19 protein-coding genes and 1 pseudogene are annotated in these 21,773 nt (G+C 70.0%); 7 read left to right on the forward strand and 13 right to left on the reverse strand.

Going from position 1 to position 21,773, the window contains the following annotated elements:
* Positions 1-5: 5 nt before the first annotated feature.
* Positions 6-749, reverse strand: coding sequence for a hypothetical protein (locus KCH87_RS18740; RefSeq protein ID WP_210587270.1), 744 nt, complete (start codon positions 747-749; stop codon positions 6-8).
* Positions 750-973: 224 nt separating this feature from the next.
* On the opposite strand from KCH87_RS18740, the gene KCH87_RS18745 reads away from it, so the two are divergent.
* Positions 974-1,651 (forward strand): response regulator transcription factor, encoded by a 678-nt coding sequence (locus tag KCH87_RS18745; RefSeq protein WP_210587271.1) that lies wholly within the window; start codon positions 974-976, stop codon positions 1,649-1,651.
* A gap of 55 nt (positions 1,652-1,706) precedes the next feature.
* On the opposite strand, the gene KCH87_RS18750 is transcribed toward KCH87_RS18745, so the two are convergent.
* The 4 genes from KCH87_RS18750 to KCH87_RS18765 are packed head-to-tail and all read right to left on the reverse strand — an operon-like array spanning position 1,707 to position 6,200.
* Positions 1,707-2,909: a Gfo/Idh/MocA family protein gene (locus KCH87_RS18750; RefSeq protein WP_210587272.1), complete on the reverse strand. Its 1,203-nt coding sequence runs from the start codon at positions 2,907-2,909 to the stop codon at positions 1,707-1,709.
* 29 nt (positions 2,910-2,938) lie between these two features.
* Entirely contained in the window at positions 2,939-4,282 is a 1,344-nt protein-coding gene (locus tag KCH87_RS18755) for a sugar ABC transporter substrate-binding protein (protein ID WP_210587273.1), read from the reverse strand.
* 10 nt (positions 4,283-4,292) lie between these two features.
* Positions 4,293-5,216: a carbohydrate ABC transporter permease gene (locus tag KCH87_RS18760; protein WP_210587274.1), complete on the reverse strand. Its 924-nt coding sequence runs from the start codon at positions 5,214-5,216 to the stop codon at positions 4,293-4,295.
* Between the two features lie 18 nt (positions 5,217-5,234).
* Positions 5,235-6,200, reverse strand: a complete 966-nt coding sequence (locus tag KCH87_RS18765) for a carbohydrate ABC transporter permease (RefSeq protein WP_210587275.1) — start codon at positions 6,198-6,200, stop codon at positions 5,235-5,237.
* Between the two features lie 164 nt (positions 6,201-6,364).
* On the opposite strand from KCH87_RS18765, the gene KCH87_RS18770 reads away from it, so the two are divergent.
* Positions 6,365-7,513, forward strand: coding sequence for an ROK family transcriptional regulator (locus KCH87_RS18770; protein WP_210587276.1), 1,149 nt, complete (start codon positions 6,365-6,367; stop codon positions 7,511-7,513).
* Between the two features lie 100 nt (positions 7,514-7,613).
* Positions 7,614-7,799: a hypothetical protein gene (locus tag KCH87_RS18775; protein WP_210587277.1), complete on the forward strand. Its 186-nt coding sequence runs from the start codon at positions 7,614-7,616 to the stop codon at positions 7,797-7,799.
* 50 nt (positions 7,800-7,849) lie between these two features.
* Here KCH87_RS18775 and KCH87_RS18780 read toward each other — a convergent pair whose 3' ends face one another.
* Together KCH87_RS18780 and KCH87_RS18785 are read right to left on the reverse strand one after the other, a co-directional pair.
* Positions 7,850-9,220 carry a S1 family peptidase gene (locus tag KCH87_RS18780; RefSeq protein ID WP_210587278.1) on the reverse strand — a complete coding sequence of 457 codons (1,371 nt, stop codon included), beginning with the start codon at positions 9,218-9,220 and terminating at the stop codon, positions 7,850-7,852.
* 96 nt (positions 9,221-9,316) lie between these two features.
* Entirely contained in the window at positions 9,317-10,351 is a 1,035-nt protein-coding gene (locus KCH87_RS18785) for a hypothetical protein (protein ID WP_308298856.1), read from the reverse strand.
* A 25-nt stretch (positions 10,352-10,376) separates the two neighbouring features.
* Here KCH87_RS18785 and KCH87_RS18790 point away from each other — a divergent pair, with 25 nt between their 5' ends.
* Complete coding sequence (locus KCH87_RS18790; RefSeq protein WP_210587279.1) at positions 10,377-11,564, forward strand: MalY/PatB family protein; 1,188 nt, start codon at positions 10,377-10,379, stop codon at positions 11,562-11,564.
* 11 nt (positions 11,565-11,575) lie between these two features.
* Positions 11,576-11,962, forward strand: a complete 387-nt coding sequence (locus KCH87_RS18795; protein ID WP_210587280.1) for a PPOX class F420-dependent oxidoreductase — start codon at positions 11,576-11,578, stop codon at positions 11,960-11,962.
* A gap of 9 nt (positions 11,963-11,971) precedes the next feature.
* On the opposite strand, the gene KCH87_RS18800 is transcribed toward KCH87_RS18795, so the two are convergent.
* Positions 11,972-14,737: a hypothetical protein gene (locus KCH87_RS18800; protein ID WP_210587281.1), complete on the reverse strand. Its 2,766-nt coding sequence runs from the start codon at positions 14,735-14,737 to the stop codon at positions 11,972-11,974.
* A gap of 261 nt (positions 14,738-14,998) precedes the next feature.
* Between KCH87_RS18800 and KCH87_RS18805 the strand changes: the two are divergent.
* Positions 14,999-16,156: pseudogene (locus KCH87_RS18805) on the forward strand (Gfo/Idh/MocA family protein); the annotation flags it as partial.
* Between the two features lie 25 nt (positions 16,157-16,181).
* Here the strand turns inward: KCH87_RS18805 and KCH87_RS18810 are convergent.
* Positions 16,182-16,595, reverse strand: a complete 414-nt coding sequence (locus tag KCH87_RS18810) for a Zn-ribbon domain-containing OB-fold protein (RefSeq protein WP_210587312.1) — start codon at positions 16,593-16,595, stop codon at positions 16,182-16,184.
* Positions 16,596-16,756: 161 nt separating this feature from the next.
* Positions 16,757-17,434, reverse strand: a complete 678-nt coding sequence (locus tag KCH87_RS18815; RefSeq protein ID WP_210587313.1) for a TetR family transcriptional regulator — start codon at positions 17,432-17,434, stop codon at positions 16,757-16,759.
* A gap of 222 nt (positions 17,435-17,656) precedes the next feature.
* Here KCH87_RS18815 and KCH87_RS18820 point away from each other — a divergent pair, with 222 nt between their 5' ends.
* Complete coding sequence (locus KCH87_RS18820) at positions 17,657-18,304, forward strand: peptidoglycan-binding protein (RefSeq protein ID WP_210587282.1); 648 nt, start codon at positions 17,657-17,659, stop codon at positions 18,302-18,304.
* Between the two features lie 9 nt (positions 18,305-18,313).
* On the opposite strand, the gene KCH87_RS18825 is transcribed toward KCH87_RS18820, so the two are convergent.
* The 3 genes from KCH87_RS18825 to KCH87_RS18835 form a co-directional block, all read right to left on the reverse strand.
* The gene (locus KCH87_RS18825; protein ID WP_210587283.1) at positions 18,314-18,685 is read right to left on the reverse strand and encodes a hypothetical protein; all 372 of its coding nucleotides are present in this window, start codon (positions 18,683-18,685) and stop codon (positions 18,314-18,316) included.
* A 283-nt stretch (positions 18,686-18,968) separates the two neighbouring features.
* Positions 18,969-19,892 (reverse strand): MurR/RpiR family transcriptional regulator, encoded by a 924-nt coding sequence (locus KCH87_RS18830; RefSeq protein ID WP_210587284.1) that lies wholly within the window; start codon positions 19,890-19,892, stop codon positions 18,969-18,971.
* Positions 19,893-19,993: 101 nt separating this feature from the next.
* A complete protein-coding gene (locus KCH87_RS18835) occupies positions 19,994-21,703 on the reverse strand; it encodes a phospholipid carrier-dependent glycosyltransferase (protein WP_210587314.1) in 1,710 nt (569 codons plus the stop codon).
* Between the last annotated feature and the right edge of the window lie 70 nt (positions 21,704-21,773).

Here is a 21,773-nt window from a genome sequence, read left to right on the forward strand (position 1 = left end):
GGCGTTCAGACGTCGCCGTGCTCCGCGGCACGACGGAACTCCACCCGCACCGCCTGCATCAGGTCGAACAGATGCTGAGTGCGCGCGGCGTACCGGCGGGCGGCATGGCAGACCAGCCAGGCCAGCCCGCCGAGCACCAGCGGCACGTAGACGTACTCCGGCAACGGCTCGCTGCCCCAGTGGTGCACCAGCACCGCGTTGGTGACGAGGACCGCGATGGTGAACAGGGCGCTCGTGATGAGCAGGGCGGGCCGCGCCTTGTCGTGCAGACGGTGCGCCATGGCGACGCCAATGGCGAAGACGCCGGGCAGCAGGACCGGGAGGCAGCGCAGCGCGACCGCGCGGTGGACCTCCGACGGGTCGCTGGGGTACTCACCGCTCCAGTAGCCCAGGCTGCCCAGACCGAGCCAGGTGGTCAGCAGATAGAGCAGCCAGAACGCCGCGGCACCCAGCGCCACGGACAGGACGACGGTAGTGGTGCTCGGCACGATCCGGGGCAGCGGACCGGTCAGGTGGGTCACCCCGCCGGTGCGGCCGGCTGCCCGTCGGCAGTCCGCGCCGGCCGAGCGCTGAAGCCACGGCACTCCGGCCGTGACGAGGACGGCGATGAAGGCGGCGAGCTGGGCGACCTGCTCGGCGTTCTGCGTACGCAGCAGCAGCCCGACGGCGGCGGCGAGGGCGGGCGGGATCGAGGCCAGCACGGCCGTCATCCGCCCGGAGACGGTGGCCTGGGACGATGTCGTCGACATGGTGCTCCCACGGTTCGAGTGACGGGATGGCCTCCCGCAGCTCTACCGCCCGGGCCGGGCAGGAGCGCGGTTCGCGCGGCGGATCAGCTACGGGAGTCACGCCATGTTCGCCCGCCCCCGCCGCCATGGCCTGAGGCACAAGTCCCCCGGGGACCGGGCGGGTTGGCCGCCGAGAAGGGGACACGAACCCTGGCCGGCAGGAGACGCCGCGACCGGGAGGAGCAATGAGCAGTGACAGCCGCGCCGTGCGCGTGGTCATCGCCGACGACCACCCCATGTACCGCTACGGCCTGGCAGCCGTGCTGGCTTCGAGCGGGGATGTGGAGGTCGTCGCCGAGGCCTCGAACGGCGAGGACCTGCTGGCAGCCGTCGACCGTACGGCACCCGACATCGTCGTGACGGACCTGGCCATGCCGGGCCTCGACGGCACCGCGGCCATCCGCGCCCTGGTGGCCCGCCAACCCTCCCTCGGCGTCCTGGTGCTGACGATGCACGAGGACGACGAGGCGCTGTTCGGGGCGCTGCGCGCCGGAGCCCGGGGCTATCTCCTCAAGGACGCCGACAGCGCCGAGATCGTCCGGGCCGTCCTCACCCTGGCCTCGGGGGACGCGGTGTACGGCAAGGCCGTGGCGCGCCGGATCGTCGACTTCTTCACCGGCGCGCACCGCGACTACACGGCGCAGGTCTTCCCGGAACTGACCGAGCGGGAACGGGAGGTGCTGGATCTGGTCGCCCTCGGAATCGGCAACCACCAGATCGCCGGACGCCTGGTCCTGGCGGAGAAGACGGTCCGCAACCATGTGTCGGCGATCCTGTACAAACTCCAGGTCTCCGACCGCGCCGCGGCCGTCGCCCGCGCCCGTGACGCGGGAATGGGCGGGCCACCGCACCGGCCCGGCTGAGGCGCGCCCCCGCGGTACGAGCGGCCGGTGCCGCACGGCACCGGCCTCGCTCGCGTCATGCCTGAGGCGCGTCCCCGAAGTCCGGGATCTCCAGCCTGGCCCCGCCCTGCCGCGCCGACTCGTGCGCGACGATGCCCGGCAGGGTGTAGCGGGCCGCGACCCACGCGTTCACCGACGGCAGGGTCCGCGTGTTGACCGCCGTCACGAAGTCGTCCACCAGGAAGTGGTGGCTGCCCTCATGGCCGTTGTGCAGGTTGTCGAACGCCCGCGGCAGCCGAGCCCGGTCGTGCACCGGAGCCGAACCGGAAGTGAAGGCGGCCCGGAGATCCGGCGCGATGTGCTGGAGCGACGGGTCGTCAGGAGACAGCGTGGGCTTGGGCTCAAGGAGCTCGCTGATGTCCTTGACCCCCTTCTTGTCCTGCCAGAAGGCCACCGTGGCGAGCTGCTCCATGCTCGCCTCCGTGCCGAAGAACCGGAAACGCGACTCCCGGATGTGGGACGGATAGCCGACCCGCCGGAACTCGTTCGTACGGAACGAACCGCCGCCGGCCACCTCGAACAACGCGGTGGCGTTGGAGACGTCGTTGCCGAACTGGCTGACCTCCTTGTCGAAGACACCGTCACCGCGGTCGTCGACCACACCGATCGCCGACACGCTCACCGCGTGCGTCTGCCAGGCTCCGAGCACCCCGCCCACCGCGTGCGTCGGGTACAGCAGCGGGGGATAGGAGGCGGTCGACTTCCAGTTCTCGCCTCCGCTGTACTGGTACGCCTCGTAGAACCCCAGATCCATGTCGTGGACGTAGTCGCCCTCGGCGTAGAAGATCCGCCCGAAGGCGCCCTCGGCGATCTGGTTGCGGGCGTGGACCGTGGCCGGGTTGTACTGGCTGGTCTCGCCCATCATGTACGTCAGTCCGGTCGCCTTGACCGCTTCGATGATCGCCGCTATCTCCTCCGTGGTGATCGCCATCGGGACGGCGGAGTAGACGTGCTTGCCGGCGTTCAGGCCCTGGAGCACCAGTGGGCCGTGCGTCCAGCGCTGGGTGAAGATGGCGACCGCGTCGACGGCCGGCGACTCGAGCATCGCTTCGTACGAGGGGAAGGTCCCGGCCAGTCCCTGCGCGGCGGCGAGTTGCTCGGCCCGTTCGGGCAGCAGATCGGTGACGTAGACGTCGCCGACGCCGGGGTGGGCCTGGAACAACGTGGCGAACTGGCCGGAGAACTGGCCGGCGCCGACGATGCCGAGGGAGAACGTCATGGAGTGTGTGCCTTTCACTGTCCGAGGATTCACTGTCCGAGGATGAAGTTGACCTGGTCGTTGGTCTTGGTCAGGTCGCTCACCGGGGCGTCGTTGGCGTAGACGTCCTGCATCGTGGGGCGCACCAGTGCGTACACGTCCGCCGCGTAGTCGGTGATCGGGAAGGAGAAGGTGGTGAAGTCCTTCTTGTCGGTGACCGGTTCGGTGAAGGCGGACACGTCGATGCCCTTCTTCTCGTACGCGGCCACAGCGGCCTCAGTGCCGTCCGGCGTCGCGGGGAAGACGATGCCGTAGCCGCCGACGGTCTTCTGGCACTCGTCGGAGGCCAGGTACTGCACCCACTTCTTCGCGCCCGCCTTGTTGGGGGCGTTCTTGGTGATGGAGTCGGCGAGGCCGTTCATCATGGTGGCGCGCTTGCCGGTCGGGCCGGCCGGGGTGACGGCGGTGCCGATGTCGAGGCCCTTGGTGCCGTAGTAGGTGGAGATCAGCCAGGCGCCGTCGATGGAGGTTGCCGCTTTGCCGGAGGCGACCTGGGCGTTGGCCGGGTTGGCGCCGTCGGTGTAGTCGGTGAAGGGCGCGAGGTAGCCCTTCTTCGCGAGTCCGAAGTACCAGTCGATGGCCGACTGGAAGGTCTTGCTGTCGTACTGGTACTTGGAGCCCCAGCGCGCCTTGTCCGTGTAGTGCCAGCCCGCCGAACCGGTGAACGGGCTCCAGCTGGTCTGCCCGTCACTGTCGCCGGCGCCGCCCGTGGCGAGCCCGTACACCTTGACGTTGTTCTTGTCGAAGCCCGGTTCGTCGCCGCGCTTGCCGTTCTTGTCGACGGTCAGGTGCGCGATGGCCTTCTCGAAGGAGCCACCGTCCTTCGTGTTCCAGGAGAGGCTGTTGAGCCCCTCTTGGGTGAGCCCGGCCTCCTTGACCATCTTCTTGTTGTACATGAGCGCGACGGTGTCCCAGTCCTTCGGGGCGCCGTAGCGATGGCCGTCCTGGCCGGTCCAGTTGGCGGCCAGCCCCGGCTGGTAGGCGGAGTCGTCGATGCCCAGGTCGTCCAGCGGTTCGAGCACGTTCAGGTCGGCGAACTGCCCGAACTTCTGGATGTGGTCGGTGAAGACGTCGGGCTCGGTGCCCGCGATGAAGCTCGCGGTGAGCTTGGTCCAGTAGTCGGCCCAGCCCATCTGTGTGATCTTGACCTTGAGGCCGGGGTTCTCCTTCTCGAAATCCTTCGCGCAGGCCTGGTACGCGGGCAGCTGGTTGGCGTCCCACAGCCAGTACGTCACCGTGTTCGCCCCCGATCCGGCCGCGCCGCCCTGCGCGCACCCGGACACCAGGGACAACGCGAGTGCGCCGGTCAGCGCCACGACGGTACGAATTCGCATCCCAGTCCCCTTACTTGATGCCCGTGAAGCTGATGGTGCTGACGATGCGGCGTGCGAAGAATCCGAAGAGCACGAGCATCGGGAGCGCGGCGATGAGCGTGGCCGCCATCAGGCCGGACCAGTCGTAGCCGCTCTGCGGGGTCTGCGCCCGGAAGATGGCCAACGCCACGGTGAGCACGCGTGAGCTGTCGCTGTAGGAGACCATCAGCGGCCAGAAGTAGTCGTTCCAGGAGGTGATGTACGTCAGGACGCCCAGCGTGAGGATGGGGCTGGACGCCATCGGCAGCATGACCCGGAAGAAGATCCGGATCTTCCCGGCCCCGTCGAGCAGGGCCGCCTCCTCGACTTCTCGGGGCACGTTCATGAAGAACTGCCGCAGGAAGAACACCGCGAACGGGGTCATGAACATCGTCGGCAGGGCGATGCCCAACAAGGAGTCGACCAGGCCGAGTTGCTTGATGAGCACGAAGTTCGGCAGCAGCGTGAAGATCGTGGGCACCATCAGTCCGGCCAGGAACAGGGCGAACACCTTGTCCCGGCCGCGCCACCGCAGCCGGGCGAAGGCGTACGCGGCCATGGCGGAGAAGAAGATCTGGCAGACGGTGATCAGGGTGGACACGACCATCGAATTGATCAGATAGCGCCAGAACTTCAGCCCGCCGCCCGAACCGCCCTGGGCGATCGCCTCCTCGGTGGACTGAAGGCCCAGGGCACGTTCGAAACCACCGGTCGTCAGGTCCACGGGCAGCGCATCGCCGGGGTGGGCGGCGAGCGCCGTGTTCGAGGACAGCGCGGTGCGCAGGATCCAGTAGAACGGCAGCAGGGTGATGAGCGTGATCGCGGCCATCACCGCCCAGGCCAGGACCCGGCCGGGGGAGAGCCTGCGGCGCTGGGTGGGCCGTACCTTCGTTGATGTCGCTGTGACGACAGCCATGTCGGTCACTCCTCTCCGTCAGCCGAGATCGGTCTGGCCGGCCCGGGTGAGCCGGTACTGGATGAAGGTGATCGCGCTCAGCACCACCAGCAGGGCCACGGACATCGCCGACGCGTAGCCGAACTGGAAGCGGCCGAACGCGGAGCCGTAGATGTAGTACTGGAGCACGTTCGTGGCGTTGGCCGGGCCGCCCGCGGTGGTCACGGCGACCGTGTCGAACACCTGGAACGAACCGATCACCGTCATGATCAGAACGACCGCGAGGACCGGCCTGAGCAGCGGCATCGTGATGCGCCAGAACATCCGCCACTCGCTCGCACCGTCGACCTTCGCGGCTTCGTACATGTCGTTCGGGATGGCCTGGAGCCCGGCGAACAGCAGCAGCGCGGTGTAGCCGACGTGCCGCCAGACATTGATCAGGGCGATCGTCGGGATGGCCCAGGTCTCGTCCGCCAGGAACGGGATCCGGTCGAAGCCGAGTCCCGCGATGATCTCGTTGCCGATGCCGAGTTGGGTGTCCAGGATCCAGAGCCAGACGATGCCCGCGACGACGTTCGACATCAGATACGGCGTGAGGACGACCCCGCGCAGCACCGCCGACTGGGTCAGCCGCTGGAGCAGCACCGCGATCGCCAGCGCCGAGACCGTCTGGATGCCGATGTTGATGACCACGTACTCGACGGTGACCGCCAACGAGTCCCAGAAGATGGGGTCCTTGACCATGCGGACGTAGTTGTCGAAGCCCACCCACTCCGCCGGGGTGAGCAGGTTGAACCGGGTGAAGCTCAGGTAGATGCCTCGCAGCGTCGGCCAGAGCAGGAACACCAGGAAGCCCAGCAGGGCGGGTGCGATGAACAGGGCCGCGAGCCGGCCGTCACCTCCGCCTTCGCGGGCTCGCGTCCGGCCGGTGCCGGTCTTCGTCCGTCCCTCCGCCGCGCCGCCCAGCGGCACGCGCGACGGAGGGCTGCTGGAGGCGATGGTCATCAGAGACTCCCTCGTCTGCGGCGGCTCAACCTCAGGCCACTTACTTTTGAGGCGAAAGAATCAGGCCGTCAAGATGCGAGAAGGAATCTTTTGAAAGTCGCCTGGCTCACATAGAGTGGGTTCGTTACTTCCGTAGCAAAATAAATCATGGGGGTCCGGTCGGGATGAGCGCAGGTGCTGCCAGCTGGCTGCCGCTGAGTGCGGGTGAACGCTCGGTGGCGATCGAGGTGCTCGTGCGCGGGCCCTTGTCGCGCTCGGAGATCGCCCGGCGGCTGAATCTCTCGGCGGGCAGTCTGACCCGGCTCACCAAGCCGCTGCTGGAGTCAGGCCTGCTGATCGAGGTCCCGGACGAGACCCTGCCCGCGGAGGCCCGACAGGGCCGCCCCTCGCAGCCGCTGGACATTGTCGCCGAGTCTCGTTCGTTCCTCGGCTTCAAGATCACGGCCGACATGGTGTACGGCGTCGTCACCACCCTCAGAAGCGAGATCGCCGCACGTCACGACCGCCCGCTCAGTACGCACGATCCCGTGGAGGTGGCCGACCTGATCGCTGAGATGACGGTCGAGCTGGCCCGTGATCATCCGGGTGTCGCCGGCATCGGGATCGGCGTGGGCGGCCTGGTGCAGGACCGTACGACCGTCCGCGACGGGCCCTTCCTGTCCTGGCGCGACGTGCCGCTGGGCTCGCTGGTCGAGGAGCGCACCGGGCTGCCGGTGGTCGTCGAGAACGACGTCGAGGCGCTGGTCGAGGCCGAGTCCTGGTTCGGCTCCGGCCGCGGCCTGGACCGCTTCGTGGTCCTCACCATCGGCGCCGGCATCGGCTACGGGCTGGTCCTGGGCGGCAAGCGGGTGCCCTTCGTCGGCTTCGGCCAGGGATGGGTCATCGACCGGTACGGGCCGCTCACGCCGGACGGGGTGCGCGGCAGTGCCTGGTCGTTCCTCACCATCCCCGGCATCCGCTACCAGGTGCAGGCCGCCCTCGGGCGGGAGTGCTCCTACGAGGAGATCCTCACCATGGCCGCCGCGGGGGAGCCGGCGCCCGCGCGGATCGTGGCGGAGTCGGCGTGGGCGCTGGGCACACTTGTGGCGCAGATCTCCAACTTCGCGCAGCCGCAGAAGATCCTGCTGGCCGGTGAGGGCGTCGGCCTGATGGACGTGGCGCGCAAGACGGTGGAGGAGGCGGTACAGGTGCAGCGTCACCCGCTGGCCCCGCCCGTTGACCTGGAGGCAAGGGTGTCCGACTTTCACGACTGGGCGCGCGGGGCGGCCGTTCTGGCGATTCAGGTACTGGTGCTCGGTGTCGTGGAAGGTTGAACTCCGCACCAGTTCTTGGCAGATGGACGTGATCAGCAACACGGTCCCATATGTCCGAAACGTTCGTGATTACTCACGGGGCCTTCACCTCGGGAACCGTATGCTTCACATCATGTCCACCACTGTTGAACCCGCCTCCGATCGCTCGGCTGACGAGGTCAACGAGGAGATCCGGGCCCTGTGGCGCCGGTCGGGCGGGACACTGAGCGGCGAGCAGCGCGAGAAGTACCAGCTGCTGGTCCTGGAGTGGGCCGCCGCGGCCCCGCAGTCGGCGACGGCGGCCTGAGCGTAACCGGACGGCCGCCCCGCGTCACCGGCGGCCCGGTTTCCCCGTCGTCAGCCCCACGTTGCCGAGTAGTAGCGCTGATAGGCCTTGCGGTCCTGTTCCGCACGGAAGTAGCGCGCTGCCACCAGCGCGATCAGACTGCCTCCCATGACCAGCAGGCCCGGTCCGATGTTCCTGGGGTTCGCGAGCCGCGACAGCAGCGTCGACGCGTCCACGATGCCCGTCACCGGAGCCGACGACCCGGGCGTCGCATCGCCGGGAGCGATCGCACCCTGCGTGGCCGAGGGCGCCGGCGACGGTGAAGCGCTCTGTCCGGCGTTGTCCGGGGTGGCGACCAGCAGCTTCACACCGAGCTCGGTCAGCGCCTTCGTGACCGGCTGGAAGAACGTCGTACCGCCCGCCGTGCAGTCGCCGCTGCCGCCCGAAGTCACACCGAGGGCGATCCCCTCGGAGAACATCGGCCCGCCGCTGTCACCGGGTTCGGCGCACACGTTCGTCTCGATCAGGCCGGTGACCGTGCCCTCCGGGTAGTTGACCGTCGCGTTGACCGCGGTCACCTCACCGTCGCGAAGCCCGCTCGTGCTGCCGCTGCGGAACACCCGCTGCCCGACGGACGCTTCGCCCAGGCCCGTGATCCGCACGCCGCGCCCGTCGTCGATGGCGACGACGTCGGCGCCGTCACCCGCCTTGCCGTTCGCGTACTGCACCAGCGAGTAATCGTCGCCCGGGAAGCTCTGGGTGGTCGTCCTGCCGACCTGCTCATTGCCCCGGTTGTCGGAGAACCAGATGGAACCGGTGGGCCCGCAGTGCCCGGCGGTGAGGATGAAGTCGCGCTGTCCGTCGGTCACGTTGAAGCCCGCGGAGCAGCGGCCCGCGGTGGACAGGATCGGCTTCGCTCCGTTGAGGCGGGTCGTGAAGGTGCCGGTGGTGCGCTCCATGCGTACCGAACCACCGATGCCGTCGGCGATCTCGGACAACTCGTTCCAGTCGTCGGTGGAGACGGTGCGGTCGGCGCGTACCACGACCTCGTTGGACTTGTAGTCGACGGCCCAGGCGGTGCCGGGCACCTTGGGCGCCGAACCCAGGGTCGACGCGGCCGACTTGAGGTCATGCATGCTGTACCGCACGAGCTTGGCCTCGGCGCCCGCCTGCTTCACCTCGGCGGCCGTGTCCTCGTCGGTGACGGCGACGACCGGCCGGCCCTCGGCGTCGACCCAGCTGCCCGCCGTATGGGTGGTGCCCAGGCGTGACACCAGCCCGGTACCCGTGTCGCCCGCGGACTGCGCCAACGTACGCGGAAGTTCGGCGCCGGGTGGCTCGCTCGCCACCGCCCGCGTCACCATCGTGCCTCCCAGGAGGAGTCCGCCGACCGCCGCCAGCTGTGCCACCCGCCGGACGACCCGTCGTCGTGCGTGCCTCATGCATGGCTCCCGAACCAGAACAGCGTGGTGTCAACACCACGGGGCCCTCCCGAAGTTGAGCACCCTCCCTAGGTACGTGGCCCAGTGCGGGGGTGTTCAGCGGATCGGTGATCCTTTCAGCTCCCGCAGGTGGGCCGCGGGCACTGGGGTGCCGGGCCCGAGCCGCGCCCAGCTTGCTTCGTCGCCCCAGACGGACGCCGCGCCGACGTAGGGGCGCAGCAGCGCGGTGAGGGCGGGGTCCCCGCGTCCGTTCAGCTCGTCGGAGGCGATCTTGCGGGCGATCCCGGCGAGGAAGTCGGCGACCTGCACCCGTGGATCCAGCCCCGCCTGGACGAGCCGCAGCCCGTCGAGCGCGAACCCGGCCTGCCGAGCCGCCGCCTCGATCCAGGCGATGCGGTCCGGGGTGAGCATGTTCTGCCGGTCGTGGACCAGCCGGACGGGCTGTCCTCCCGCGCTCCAGTGGGCGGCGGTGTGGACGATGGCGGGCAGCAGGGGATTGAGGAGGGGGATCAGCACCTGGCCGTGTCGGAGCCCGGCGCGATAGGCATCCGCTCGGGGCCGGGCCGCGGCCAGCCGGTCCAGCGTTGCCGCCGCCTCCGTACGGGAATGCGCGCGCCGCAGGCCGTCGACCGTGCCGAAGAACCCCTCGACGGGCAGCTGCGGCTCACCGTCGTTCCTGACGCGCAGCAATCGGTTCGCCGCCGCGAGGAATTCCCGCCAGCCCTCCGCCCCGAACGTCGGCGGACCCTGCCGGAAGAGCACGACGGCCACGGCAGGGTCGCCGAGCAGCAGGTCGACGGCCCGGTCCACGACGAAGAACGTCTTCTCGGTCAGATGCACATGCGCATGCCCGTGGATCGGGCCCGAGGGCGCGAGCAGCCACTCCAGCACCGCCCGGTGCTTCTGCCGCAGCAGATGGTTCGCCTTGTACTCCTCGGCGGGCGAACGGATCCGGTCCCGTATCTCCTGCACGAATCCGGCCGCGGAATCCACCGGCAGCCGCACGCTGCCGTGCGCGAAGACATCGGTGTTCCCGCCGGTGAGATTCTCACCGTCGGACCCCGACTCGTCGCAGGCCACCTCGAGAATCCCGGCAGTCGCCGCGGGTCGCTCCACGCGATTCCACGTCACACCACAGCCCCCTATCTTGAGACCCATGACCAGGATCCCGCACGAGACGTCCGGTGAACCGAATCCCCTGCGCGCACTCACCCTCGACAGCCTCCGACGACGTACGAGCATGAAATGGCGCACCTACCCCGACGACGTGCTGCCGCTGTGGGTGGCCGAGATGGACGTGCCGCTCGCCGAACCCGTCGTCCGCGCGGTCACCGACTCGCTCGCGCTGGGGGACACCGGCTATGCCGCCGGCACCGCCTACGCCGAGGCGCTCGCCGAGTTCGCCGACAAGCGGTGGGCTTGGGACGGGCTGGCCGTGGAGCGCACCGCGATCGTGCCCGACGTGATGCTCGGCGTCGTCGAGATGATCAAGCTGGTCACCGGCCCCGGGGACACGGTCGTGGTGAACCCGCCGGTGTATCCGCCGTTCTTCCTGTTCATGGAGCACATGGACCGGCGGGTGCTCCAGGCCCCGCTGGGCGCGGACCTGCGGATCGACTTCGGCACGCTGGAGGAGGCCTTCCGGCAGGCGGTCGCGGACGGTCGACCGGCCGCCTACCTGCTGTGCAGCCCGCACAACCCCTCCGGCACGGTGCACACCGCCGACGAGCTGGCCGCGATCGCCGCCCTCGCCGACCGGTACGGCGTGCGTGTCGTCGCCGACGAGATCCACGCGCCGCTCGTCGCCGGAGGTGTCGATTTCGTGCCGTATCTCAGCGTGCCGGGCGGCGCACACGGTCTGTCGCTGATGTCGGCGTCCAAGGCCTGGAACCTGATCGGCCTCAAGGCCGCGCTCGCCATCGCGGGCCCCGCGGCTGCCGAAGACCTCGCTCGGCTCCCCGAGGAAGTCAGTCACGGCCCGAGCCACCTCGGCGTCATCGCCCACACCGCCGCCCTGCGTGACGGCACTGCCTGGCTGGACGCGCTGCTCGCCGGCCTCGACGACAACCGGCGTCTGCTCGGCGACCTGCTGACCGAGCACCTCCCCGCGATCGGCTACCGACCCGGCGAGGCCACCTACCTCGCCTGGCTCGACTGCCGCGCACTCGGTCTCGGGGACGACCCGGCGGACGTCTTCCTGAAGCGCGGGCGCGTGGCGCTGACCTCGGGTGTCCCCTTCGGCATGGGCGGGGCCGGCCACGCACGTCTGAATCTGGCGACGTCGCCTGAGGTGATGGAGGAGGCGGTACGGCGGATGGGGGTGGCGTTGACGGGAACTGCCTAGACTTGCGGGTCATGGACGACACGGCGTTGGAGCGGCTCGGTGCGGGCCAGTACCTGTTGATCACCAGTTACCGGCGGAACGGCACCCCGGTCGCCACCCCGGTCTGGGTGGTGCGCGACGGCGACACGCTCGGCGTGTGGACGCCGACCGACTCCTGGAAGGTCAAGCGGATCCGGGCACGCGGTGATGTCCTCGTCGGCCCCTGCGATCTGCGCGGGAACCCGACCGGCGACCAGGTTCCGGCCACCGCGGAAATCTGCGACGAGGCCACCACCGCCCGCTACCGCCAACTCCTCGTCCGCAAGTACGGCATCGTCGGGCGCCTCACCCTGCTCGGCAGCAGGGTGAGGCGCGGCCTGAAGGGGACCGTCGGCATTCGTGTGACGCTGACTTCCTGAGGTGGCCGACTAGGACGCGTCCAGCACCGTCCCGCTCATCACCGCCCCGTCGTTCTGCGGCTCACCGGAGTCGTCGGCCTGCCGGAACCGTACGGACTCCTCGGGCTCGGTCACCGTGTCCTTGACCGTGGGCACGGTCACCTCGACGGAGGTCTGCCCCGCCGGGACGGTCATCCAGAGGTAGAGGCCCTCCAACTGGGAGAGCGGACGCTCCGGGTCGGGCGACTCACCCGAAGCCTCCTGGAGCCACTGCGGGTCGACGTCCTTGGTGGACAGCTCGGCGGCGCCGGCGACCGGCTCCACACGGAACAGTGGATATACGTCCGCGTCGGCGGCCGAGGACAGCGTCACCCGCCACTTCAGCGGCTGTCCTTCGCTCACCCGGTCGGCGACCGGAGTGACAGCGATCGTCGGTGCCGGGTCGTCGTTCGTCGCGGTGACGCCGCCCCGGTACGAGCCGATCACCGAGTTCCGGACGGCCTTGACGAGCACGTCGTGCTGCACGTCGTACGAGAAGCGCGTGTTGCCCTCGACCTTCACCGGTACGTCGATGTCGTTGCCGCCGGGCCGTACCGTCACCAGCCGTTCCTCGGTGTTCCCGGTGTCCGGGTTCACGACGTACACCCGGACCTGGCCGCTGCCCTGCCCGGACACCTGCACGGGCACCCGGTACGTCTGCACGCCCGAGTCGCCCTCCTCGACGGTGAGGCGGCCGATGTCGATGCGGGGCAGTGTGGCCTCGTGGACCGCGGGGGTGCCGGGGCGCCAGGCCCAGGCGTCCATCAGCCAGGCCTTCCCGGATCCGGAACGCGGCGTCAGTTCAAGGGACTTGATGTGCCGCAGATCGAGACCGGCGGCAGCGGCCAGCGGCACGCGGACCTCGCGCGCCCAGTACGAGGCGGTCCGGTCACTGCCGGGCAGCCCGTCCACGCGGACCCGGCCCAGAGTGGCCCGTCGCCCGGCGGTGTCGGTCACGGCGACGTCCAGCTGCGTGCCGGTGGTGTTCGGCGGCACGATCACACGCAGCGTCAGTCCCTTGGCGCCACCGAGGGACAACGGCTTGTCAGGTGTCACCCGGGCCACCGACCCCGGCCGGGACCAGCGCAGTGCCACCGCCCCGCGGCCGACCTCCCGTCCCGTCTCCCAGGACGCGAAGTGCGGTGAGCCTCCGGCGGTTTCGGGGTCCAGACAGGCCACGGCGGGATCGGGATCGGCCGCGGAGCACAGCCGCGCGCCGGTCACGGAGACCTTGCCGTCCGGCAGGAACCCGGCGCGGCGGTTGGCGCCGACCGCGTGGGTCAGGACGCGCGCGGGGTCCGCCGAGGGCGCCCGCTTGCCCGAGCCGTCCAGCAGCGGCCGTACCCGGTCGTCACCGGCGACGAACAGCCGGGCCGCCGCCGCGATGTAGGTGGCGCCCGCCTTGTGCTGCTGGTCGGCAGTCAGCCGCGTCCGGGTGCCCGGCGAGCACACCTTGTCCGGCTGCTCCTCGTCGTCCCAGAAGTCGTCGTCCGCGGGTGCCTGGGCCTGGCCCGGCGTCCACTCGCTGTTGAAGAAGTTGTGGTTGGCGCCGACCACGTAGACAGCGCTGTGGAGTGCGGTACCCCGGCTGACTGCACGGGTGCCGTCGACGTACAACTCGCCCTGGAGATCGGAGACATCGCCGTCGCAGCCCGGGAGGATCGTCATGGACGGCACGTCGGGGACCGGGTTCTGGCCGAAGATCGTCGGGCCGATGAGCACGGTGCCGCGGATGTGCCAGCGCACCCGGCCGTGGTAGCCGTCCTGGTCGGCGGGCGGCGGGTAGAGGCTGTCCATCGCGGCCCGGTTCACGCCCTCACCGCCGCGCGAGTGCCCGACCAGCAGGACGCGGGAGAGGTCAGTCTTCGGCGCCTTGCGTACGATCGCCGGGGCCGCGTCCGGGTGTTCCGCCCAGTCGGCCCAGCGGGCGAGATGCTGTCGCACCAGCGACGAACGGGCCTGCGCGCCGCCGTCCTCGGCCGCGAAGTCCTGGCCGTTGATCCCGTTGGCCGAGATCGACACCGTCACATAGCCCTGCGATGCCAGCAGCTTCTGGTCGCGCAGATAGCCGCGGTAGCTCGGAATCGACTTCATGCCGGACGGGCAGGGCCAGTCGCCGGTCGCGTCCTCGGTGCCCGGCTTGTAGCAGGTGCCATGACGGCCGTGCAGGAAGAGCGCGAGCGGACGCTTGCCGGTGGCGCCGTCCGGTGCCACCACCACGGCCTGCATCTCCACGGGCTCCGGGAAACCGGGCAGCTTCACCGAACCGAGGGTGTACTCGCCGGTGACCGTCCGGTACGAGCCCGGCTTGCCCGGGTCGACGGAGTTCGCCGGCAGGGCGGCAGGCGGGTTCGCCACCGCCGGGGAACGCCGGTCCTGCCGTTCCTCCTCGGCCACCCCGGCCGCGTCCAACCGCCGCCCTCCGGACAGGACTTGAAGGTCCTTCGCGGACTTCAGCGGTACGGCGTCGAGGTCCAGCCGGAACGTACGGCCGTCCCTGGCCGCCGCCGGTCTGCCGAGCAGCCGGTCACCGTCGTAGAACTCGACCCGGGAGTCACCCATGGGCACCGGCTCCGCCGACCGCCACACCAACTGCCGGTCCGGGCCTTCGCCGGTGACCTGCCAGCCCGGTGGAAGGTCCGCCGACACCGAGAGTGGGGCGCTCCCGGTCGGCTGCGCCTGCGCCATTCCTGGTGATGCCCCCACCACCGCGAGCACCGCCGCAGCGGTCACCCATATTCGCCGGGCACGTGACAACGTTCTCCTCCTCCGCCCTCGGCTCGGGCACTCCGGCCGTCTCCGAAGGGACCCTCGCGTCACGGAGGACGAGGTGTGGGGGTTGTGGGTTGCCTGTGAAGAGGGAACAAGTTGAGCGTCAGGAAGGGGAGTTGGCGCACCCGCTCAGAAGGGGAACCACACGACGCGTACCCCGAGCCGCACGATCCGGCTGATCGAGGACTGGGCGGAGGGCGGGCGGGAAGGGCTCGGTCATGAGCCGATCAACTCCCCTGCGCGCGGCAGTTCACCGACCTGCTCGCCAAGGAGGACGTCGACGAGGTCGTCGTCACCACCGTCGACGCCGAACATGACCGCTACATCGTCCCCGCCCTGACGGCGGGCTGCCGTGTGGTCACCGAGAAGCCGATGACCGTCGACGCACAGCGCTGCGCGCGCATCCTGGACACCGTCCGGGAGACGGGCAACTCCCTCACGGTCGCCTTCAACTACCGCTTCAACCCCGTGCACGAGAAGGTCCGCACCCTGCTCGCCGACGGCGCGATCGGCGAGATCCTGTCCGTCCACTTCGAGTGGCTGCTCGACGTACGCCACGGCGCCGACTACTTCCGCCGCCGGCACCGGGAGAAGCGGAACAGCGGCGGACTCATGGTGCACAAGTCCTCGCACCACTTCGACCTGGTCAACTGGTGGCTCGCGGACGAGCCCGCCGAGGCCTTCGGCTACGGACGTCTCGGCTTCTACGGCCATGAGGCGGGCGCCCGTCACGGACTGCGCCGGGAGTACGACCGTGCCCACGGCGCCGCAGCCGCCGCCGAGGACCCCTTCGCCCTGGATCTCGCGGCCAACGACACCCTGCGCGCCCTCTACCTCGACGCCGAGCAGGACGACGGCTACCTCCGCGACCGCAACGTCTTCGACGGACCGATCAGCATCGAGGACGACATGGCCGTCCTGGTCCGCTATGTGCAGGGCGCCACCATGGCGTACCACCTCACGGCCTACTCACCGTGGGAGGGCTACCGGGTCATGTTCAACGGCAGCGCCGGCCGCCTGGAACTCGAGGTCGAGGAGAGCAACTGGCAGCCGCCCGTGACCCGGGTCGCCTCCCACACCGGCGCCGTGCACGGGGACGCGGCCGCCGAACACGCGGGTGGGGTGCGGCTCACCCTGCGTCCGCTGTGGCGGCCGCCGGCGGAGATCGATGTGGAGACCGCGCACGAGGCCCATGGCGGGGGAGACCCGCGCATGCTCGACGCGATCTTCGGGCAGGTCCACGCCGGGGATCCGGTGACCGGCGGTGAGGTAGCGGCGCGGACGGCCACAGAACGGGACGGTGCGCTGGCCCTGGCCGTGGGGCTCGCCGCCAACGAATGCTTCGAGACGGGACGACCGGTGGTCGTGCGTGACCTGATACCTGGCCTGTACGACCTGTCATGACCGGTCTCCGCGAGCTGGGTCCGCGTCAGCTCCAGGCCCGGTACGGCTCGTCGACCAGCTGAAACACCGGCTCGCCCCGGACCGGGTCCTTGACCGTCGACAGCCGGACCCGGTCCCCGCTGTGGATGCCGATGGGCGGGCCGATGACCCGGCCGCGCACCACGAACCCCTCGGCCATCTCGATCAGGGACACATTGCGTGCGGCAGGGCTGTTGCGGTGCACCACGGTCGAGTGGCGGACCGTGCCGACGCCCTCGCTGCGCTCCGTCCGCAGGTCGCTGCCCTGGCACACCGGACACAGCAGACGGTGGTACATGGCGGTGCCGCACCAGCTACAGCGCTGGAAGTGGATGGCCTCCCCGGCCGGGACAGCGGGGTCGAGTACGCCCGTCCCGGAGCCGACTGTCTGACGAGCAACGCTTCCTGAGTGGTGGTACACGCTGGTCAACTCCCTGCGCTCGGCCGGAATCCACGTGCGCGGGTCAACCGTGCACGCACGTGCCCGGTTCACCGTGCCACCGTGCACGGCCTCAGCGTATGGCACTCAGTGCCACTCGTAAAGGCACTGCGTACCCAATGAGTGTGGAAGCCGTGTGTGGATCAGTCGCGTCCGAGCGTGGACTCGATCTCCTGGACGACCCGCCACAGCGGTGCGCCGCGCCGGGAGACGACGACCACGACGTCCTCCGGCTGTTCGCCCGTGAGCGGGACGGAAGGGGAGGGGGTCGCACCGAAGGCGGACTGCACGTACCCGAGCGCGTGGTCCACGGCCGAGTCCGCGTCGCCCTGTCCGTCCGAACGCAGCCAGGAACGCAGCGCGTTGTTGTGGGCCGCGACCACGGCGGCCGCGATCACGTCGGCGCGCAGGGTCCCGTCCCGCCGGCCGGCGAACCGCCCCCGCAGATACTCGGCGAGGGCGCGCTCGTAGCGCCACACCACTGACAGTTCGTACGCGCGCAGCCCCGGCACCTTTTTGGTGAGTCGGTAGCGCTGCACGGAGAACGTCGGGTTCTCGGCGTACATGCGCAGGACCAGCCGGGCCGCGTCGCAGACTCGCTGCACGGGCTCGTCCTTCTCGTCGCTGGCGCCCAGGAAGGCCGTCATGTCGGCGAGGCACCCTTCGTGGTCGGGGAAGACCACGTCCTCCTTGGAGGGGAAGTAGCGGAAGAACGAACGCCGCCCCACCCCTGCGAGCGCCACGATGTCGTCGACGGTGGTCTGCTCGTAGCCCCGCTCCAGGAACAGCTGGAAGGCCGCCGCGACCAGGGCGTCCCGCATGGGCGGTTTCACGGTGGAGCTCATGGTCGGGAACGTAGCACTCGCTCCAGGGTTGTGGCACTCAGTGCGCTGCCGAGGGGGAACTGAGTGCTCCCGGTGCGGAGGGCTCCAGCCGGTTTGAGGGTGAGGTGCCGGGCCTGCTGAACTCCCGGTCCCGCTGCCACGTATCCCTCCACGGGGAACCGCCCGGACCCCAGCGCACGGGACGGAAGGAGAAGAGCGGTGACGACACCGCCCGAACCCCGGCAGCCGCACGACGACCGGCCACCCCTGGAACCGGTACGCGTCCTGCGCCCCCGCCGCACCGATGCCCTCGCCGAACTGCTCAAGGACCTGCCGCCGAGAACCGGCGTCTACGAGTCCGTGCCGGGGAGGCTGCCCGGATCCGAGGACGCGACGCAGGAACTGCCGGCCGTGCTCGCCGACGGGGGGAAGCGTGGAGCGGGGGCCGGCCGCCCCCGAGTGGGCCGGCGCGGCGCCGCCGTGGCGATCGCCGTCACCGCGGCCGCTGTCGTCGGATTCGGCTGCGCCTTCCTGCTTCCCGGCCGAAGCGACGCCGACACGGCCGCCCCCGCACCCGACGCCCCTACGACGTCCGCCGCCGCGCCCACCGCGAGCGCGCCGGCCGACCCCGACGGCCCCGGCACCCTCCGCGAAGGAGCGTCCGGCCCCGAGGTGACGGCCCTTCAGAAGCGGCTGCTGCGCATCCCGAACGTGTACGAGGACGGTTCCACCAGCGGGAGTTACGACACCGTCCTCACCGAGGCCGTGGCCCGCTTCCAGCTCTGGTACGGCATTCGCGGCGACGAGACCGGCGTCTACGGCGACGACACGCGACGGGACCTGGAATCCCGCACGGGCACCGGCTGACCCCGCCCTTCAGCGTACGGAGTTGTCCACCAGCGCCTGCGTGACGGCCCGTACGCTGCGCGCGATGTGCTGTAGTTGGCGGACCTCCGCCGCGTACAACTTGATCGTGTGCTCGATGACCGACTCCGGCAGACCGAGCGCGGGCAGATCGGCGCGGGCGGTCTGAAGGGCGGTGCGGGCGACACGGATCTCGTGCTGGACCTGGATCTGCGCGTGCCGGGCGAGCAGCACCGGGTGGCGGATCAGGGCCGGATAGCTGGCGTAGCGGGCCGGCACCAGTTCGCGCAGCCACTTGGCCGCCGTGCGCTCCCAGTCGTAGCTGCCGGGGCTCTTGACCTGGCAGGGCCAGTCCGGGCTGATGCGCGTGGTCGTCAGGGTCATGGTGATCGCTTCCGGGTGCGGGGCGTCGTGAGGGGTGGTCCGACGGGTTGGTCGGCCCCGGCCTAGGGGATGGCCGGGGCCGCCGCGGGCGTTCGCGCAGGCGATGCCCGTCCGAACACCCTCGGCGCCGACGCGGGTAGGAGACGGCGGCTTTGGGTGTTCGGGTGTGAAGTATTTATATATGCCGTCCGCTTTGCAAGGCGCATGAAAACATTCATGCGCGGTTTGGGGTGATTAGTGCCCTTGTGGTGTTCTGCGGGGCGTGTCCCTGAGGAGGGAGAAGTCAGTCCCTGAGAAAGAACTGGTGCTGGTCGGAGATCTGCTCGTACTCCTCTAGCCGGGCCTGCGTGCGCTCGGGGTCGGCGTCGGTCATGGCCTGGAGCAGCGCCGCCGCGATCACGCCGGGGGCGGCGTAGGAGTCGAAGACCAGTCGGGAGCCGGTGCCGGTGGCGAAGGTGACGTCGGCCTCGTCGGCCACGGACCCGAGCGCCAGGTCGGTGATCAGCGCGACCTTCAGTCCGGCGCTGCGCGCGACCTGGACCGCGGTGAGCGTCTCCTGGGCGTGCCGGGGCATCGAGAACGCCAGTACCCAGGTGCCCCCGGCCTCGCGGGACTGGAGCAGCGCGTCGTAGGCGACGCTGCCGCCCCGAGTCACCACCCGCACGTCGGGGTGGACGCGGCGTGCCGCATACGCGAAGTACTCGGCGAGGGACACCGAGATGCGCAGGCCCAGCACCGTCAGTGGGGTGGACTCCGACAGCTTGCGGCCGATGCTGATCACTCGGTCGGGGTCGGCGAAGTCCCGTCGCAGGTTCTCAAGATTCTCGATCTCGGCGTCGACCGCCGCCTGTAGCTCGTTGCCCCGGTTCTCCTCGGCCGCCGCGGGGCCGCCGGCGAGCGTGCCGAGCGCGATCGACTGGAGCTTCTCCCGTAGCGCGGGGTAGCCGCTGAAGCCGACCGCTGCCGCGAATCGCGTCACCGAGGGCTGGCTCACGCCCACCCGCTCGGCGAGGTCGGTGATCGAAAGGAACGCCGCTTCGGTGATGTGCTCGATCAGGTACTGGGCGATACGCCGCTGTCCCGGCGACAGCCGTGGCTGGTCGAAGAGCGTCCTGAGCTGGGAACTCGGGGCGGCCTCCGCCTCTGGAGCCGACTTGCCCGAGGTGATCGCGGACGCCTGTGCACGTGCCTGCTGCGGCGATGGCACCGGTGCGCCTCCATTGTCTCCCACAGTCGTTCAACATAGCTCACACACCGTGGTGACCAGGGCTTGTACGAGTGCATATCGAGCGCTGCGCGGGCATACGCTCACCGCCGGTAGATCGTGATCGAATGACCGACTTCGTCGATCGGACGACTGCTGTCGATCAACTCGGCCAGCCGCCCTTTCGCCTTGGCGACCGAGGAGTCCGACACGACCAGCAGCCCGCGCACTTCACGTTCGGGCACGGTGCGCGGATCCGTCGCGTCGATGCCGTAGTACGCCGGCAGCCCGCTGCCCTTGTACACGAGCCAGATCCGCTCGCCCGGGTAGCGCTCGCGCAGCCGGTCGGCGAGCCGTCCCAGGTCCTGGCCCCAGTCCACATTGGCGTCGTGCAGCCGCAGATGCGTTTTCGCGGGCCCGCCGAACGCCTCGTTGGAGTACGGCAGATAGTAGGGAAACGTCCGCAGCGAGCTGACCGCGACGAACAGCACCAGGGCGGCCGTCGTGACGAACCTCCATCGCCACCGCAGCGCAAGGACGCCGGCTGCCGCCACCGCGAAGAACATCGGCACGAAGACGGCGTACCTGGTGCCGAAGTCCCGCGACCCCTCCATGGCGGCGACCAGCAGCACGACCGGGGCGACGAGCAGATACGGCGCAGCCGGCCGCAGCCGCCGTACCGCCACCACCGCGACGACCCCGGCCGCCCACAGGACGAGCATGCCGAGCGGCGTCTTCACCAGCAGCGCCGCCGGGAGGTAATACCACAGCGAACCCGTGTACACCCGTCCGAACAGGAAGCTCTGCCAGGGCAGTTTCTCCATCCCGAACTGGATGCGCATGCCGTCCCGGTACGCCTCCGGGAACGGCAGCAGATCGACCAGCAGCCCCCGCAGTCCCTGCACCGTCGGCACGGGCTGCTGCGGCGACCAGCGCAGCCGCGGATCGACGGTCAGATAGGTGGCCCATACGACGGCGATCGCGGCCAGCGCCATGACGCCCGCGCCCGCAGCCGCCCGCAGCAGTGCCTTCCGGCGGACGATCAACGGACTCGCACCTGTCCGCGCCACCGCGCCGGCCCGCCACACCGACATTCCCGCGAGCACCACCAGCACCGGAACCGCCGCCAGCGCGCTCATCTTCGTGGCCAGGGCCGCGCCCAGCGCCAGCCCGGCGAGCGGCAGGTACAGCTGCGGCCGGACGCGCGCCCGCCACAGCAGCCACACCGAGGTCAGCAGGAAACCGGCTGCGGGTACGTCGAGCGTGGCGAGGGAGCCATGGGCGATGACGTCGGGGGAGAAGGTGTACAGCGTGAGTGCCGTCAACGCGCCGGCCATGCCGACGAGTTCGCGGGCGAAGGCGAACACGACCAGCCCGAACAGCAGAGTCAGCGCGATGACCGGAAGGCGGGCCCAGAGCATCAGCTGCCACGGGTCGTTGCCGGACTTGTACAGCAGATGCCGTCCCATCACGCCCTGATTGCCCGGCAACGGCCGGTCGACGTGCGGATCGGCGAGCGCCACCCCGATGCCGACGATCAGTTTCCCGAGCGGCGGATGTTCGGGGTTGTAGCGCAGGCTGCGGTCGTGCAGATAGACGGCGGCCGTGCCGACGTACACGGGCTCGTCGATGGTCGGTGTCTGCTGCACGGCCGTGGTCACCATCGCCGCGGCCATCTGGGCGAGCAGCACGACCACGAGCAGCGGCATCAGCCATCGCCGGTGCGATCGGCGTGGCGAGGTCACCGTGGTCACCGACGGCGGGGGGTGTCCCGCTGTCCCGGGATCGAGGACCGATTGTTCGCGCGCCATCATCCGCCCCGCGGCGACGCCGGCCGCGCGGCGACGGGAGCGATCCAGAGCCACCTCATGGGGCTACTCTGCA

The sequence above is a fragment of the Streptomyces sp. GESEQ-35 genome (genome assembly GCF_017948485.1).
GTDB lineage: Bacteria > Actinomycetota > Actinomycetes > Streptomycetales > Streptomycetaceae > Streptomyces.